Annotated in this window: 1 protein-coding gene; it reads left to right on the top strand. The window is 39.8% G+C overall.

Annotated features, from left to right (window positions below; all coding sequences use genetic code 11):
- Positions 1-827: 827 nt before the first annotated feature.
- A partial coding sequence (locus LC574_RS34350; protein ID WP_229458079.1) for an NACHT domain-containing NTPase occupies positions 828-2,792 on the top strand: 1,965 nt, incomplete at its 3' end.

Genomic DNA, 2,792 nt, shown 5'->3' with positions numbered 1-2,792 from the left:
ACGCTGGTAACAAAATAACCAATTTTTAATTGCTAGAACCCTTGATTTTTAAAGCTTTTGGGGGAATGAACCAGCTCTGCCTTAAAAAGGGGCTTTAGAAGTTCCCCCCTTTTTAAGGGGGGCTAGGGGGGATCTAGGTTTCAGGCTTCAGTGCGTAAGTCCTATAAACAATAAAGTTCTTAATTGAGGATACATTCGTTAGAATCAAGACGCTCGTGGACTCGCTTTTCGCGTCGCTATCAGTGAGGGATTCAAACCCGACACTGATTTTTTTGCACCAAATTTTCAATTTTGTGTGGTGTTTCACCTTTATTCAGCGTTCGACTGAGCGCTCACGCCGAAGTCCACCATTCGCATGACTTTTCAAACATCCTCTTAGAGCCAATTATGTTTCAAAAGCCAGTTAGCAACACAAGAAAAAGACTTGAGAATCTAAGCCTCAGTCGGCAGATAAACCTCTAAATCACAAGCTTGAGCTAAGTTATTTAAACATTAATTAGAACAAGCTAACTTTTTACATAAGTATACTTAAGCGTACATAAGTTGTACAATAATTATGAGTACTCAATTGTACATAAATTTTAGGCTTGCCATACCACTAAAGGTACTAGATATACAAAAACTTTCTCGACATTTAATATGTTATAAAACATACTTTCATTACCCAGATTTTATTGAAAAAATGCAATCACAGGATATTGGCTGAAGATGGTTTAAATAAATCATTAGCATTTAAAAATGACTCACTTATTTTCTAAGTAGTTCCGAAACTAAATGTATCAAGAATGTCAAATTGAAGAATTCTTATTTGATGTGTGTAAGCTCCTATGGTCAAGCGATCGCTCCAGGGATCACTCGCCGGAATTCAACAAGCTAAAAAAGCGTTCGCTCATAAGGGGTGGACACAAGAAAATTTGGCTTTTGAAGTCAACTTAAAGACTCGCCAACCAATTTGGCGGTTTTTTAGTGGGCGTCCCGTTGAACGTCATATCTTTATCGAAATTTGTTATGTGTTGTCGTTGAATTGGCGAGAGATTGCGGCTAATCCTCCAGAAGAATTTTCTGAATCAAAAGAACTTGGTGCTGCGGAATTTTTAGATATTGATGCTCTAGTACAACAAGTGCGATCGCAACGCTTCGACAAAATTCAAGACCAGTGTGGCACTTTGCAGTTATTAGATGTTACTCGCCCCGTTAAAATAGACGACATTTATATCAATGTCAACATTTTGGAGGAGATTGCAAGCCTTCAGTGGTTAGAGTTTGCTGATTTGCAAAACTTTACATCAAAAGAATTTGATCGCTTTGGTTTAGGTGGAGTATCCCAGACACAAATCACGGGGATCACGGCAGTTGAAACTTACTCAAAGCTGCGGGTGTTGGGTAAACCGGGAGCAGGTAAAACCACCTTTTTACAACATCTGGCGATTCAATGCAACCGAGGTAGATTTGCAGCAAATCGGGTTCCCATTTTTGTCACCTTAAGAGATTTTGCCGACGAATCTAGAGAAGCAGGAGAGTTCCATTTACTCAACTATATTTGCAAAGAATTCCTCACCTGTGGAATTTCAAATCCATCTGTGCTGGAAACTTTATTGTTAGAGGGCAGAGTGTTGCTGTTGCTGGATGGATTAGATGAAGTACTCCATCAACAGAGCATTGGTGTCGTCAATGAGATTCGCAGACTCTCTGAAAAGTATCAAAAGAATATGTTTGTCGTCACCTGCCGCACGGCGGCTAAAGCTTTCAATCTCAGACGCTTTACAGATGTTGAAATTGCCCCTTTTAGTCAAGAGCAAATTGTTGCTTTTGCTCAGAAGTGGTTTACAGCACTCACAAAAACGAACATCCAGGATAAACAAGAACAGGCATTTGAGTTTATTGAAAAACTAGATTTACCCGAAAATTTACAATTTCAAAGACTTGCTGTCACTCCCTTGTTTTTGCATCTCGCCTGCTGGGTTTTTCATCACCAGAACAAATTTCCAACCCAAAAAGCTGCGTTTTATAAGCAGTGTTTAGACTTGCTCCTGGGCAAATGGGACGAAACTAAAGCAATTGAGCGGGATGAAGTATATCAAGGTTTTTCATTACCACAAAAACTTAAGTTGCTGAGTCAGGTTGCTAGCGCGACATTTGAGCAGGGTAATTACTTTTTTGAACAACGCATTGTTGAGCAATACATTAGCAATTATATCGGTGATTTGCCGAATGCTTCCACAGAACCAGAGGAATTGGAATTAGATAGTGAAGGGGTACTTCAGGCGATAGAGTTGCAACATGGATTACTAGCAGAACGAGTGCGGGGGATTTTCTCTTTCTCTTATTTGACGTTTCAAGAATACTTGACTGCTCGAAAAATCGTTGCCAGTTATAATTTACAAGCATTAAAACAACCGTTAGAACGTCTGGTAACTCATATTACTGAACCCAGATGGCGTGAAATTTTTTTGTTAACGGTTGCTATGCTACGGAATGCAGATTTTTTGGTGCAGTTGATGAAGCAAGAAATTGATGCGCTAGCGGCTCAAGATCCATATTTGCAAAAGTTTTTAACTTGGGCAAGTCAAAAGTCTCTTGCTGCTCTTGAGTCTGCTGCAATTCGGGCGTTTTATCTTGCCCTGGCTAGGACTCCTCACCTTACCCCGTACTTTGCCCTTGTCTGCATCTTCGATCAAGATATTTTTTTGGATGCGGCATTAGATAACCTAGTAATGGAATGCAAATCTAATTTTGCCGATGTCTATGGGTGCAACGATGCTCTGAGTAGTGCTTTAGCAATTGTTCAAGAT

It is taken from the genome of Nostoc sp. CHAB 5715, assembly GCF_020829685.1.
In the GTDB taxonomy this organism is placed as follows: Bacteria; Cyanobacteriota; Cyanobacteriia; order Cyanobacteriales; family Nostocaceae; genus Nostoc.
This window is presented reverse-complemented; position numbering and strand designations above follow the sequence as displayed.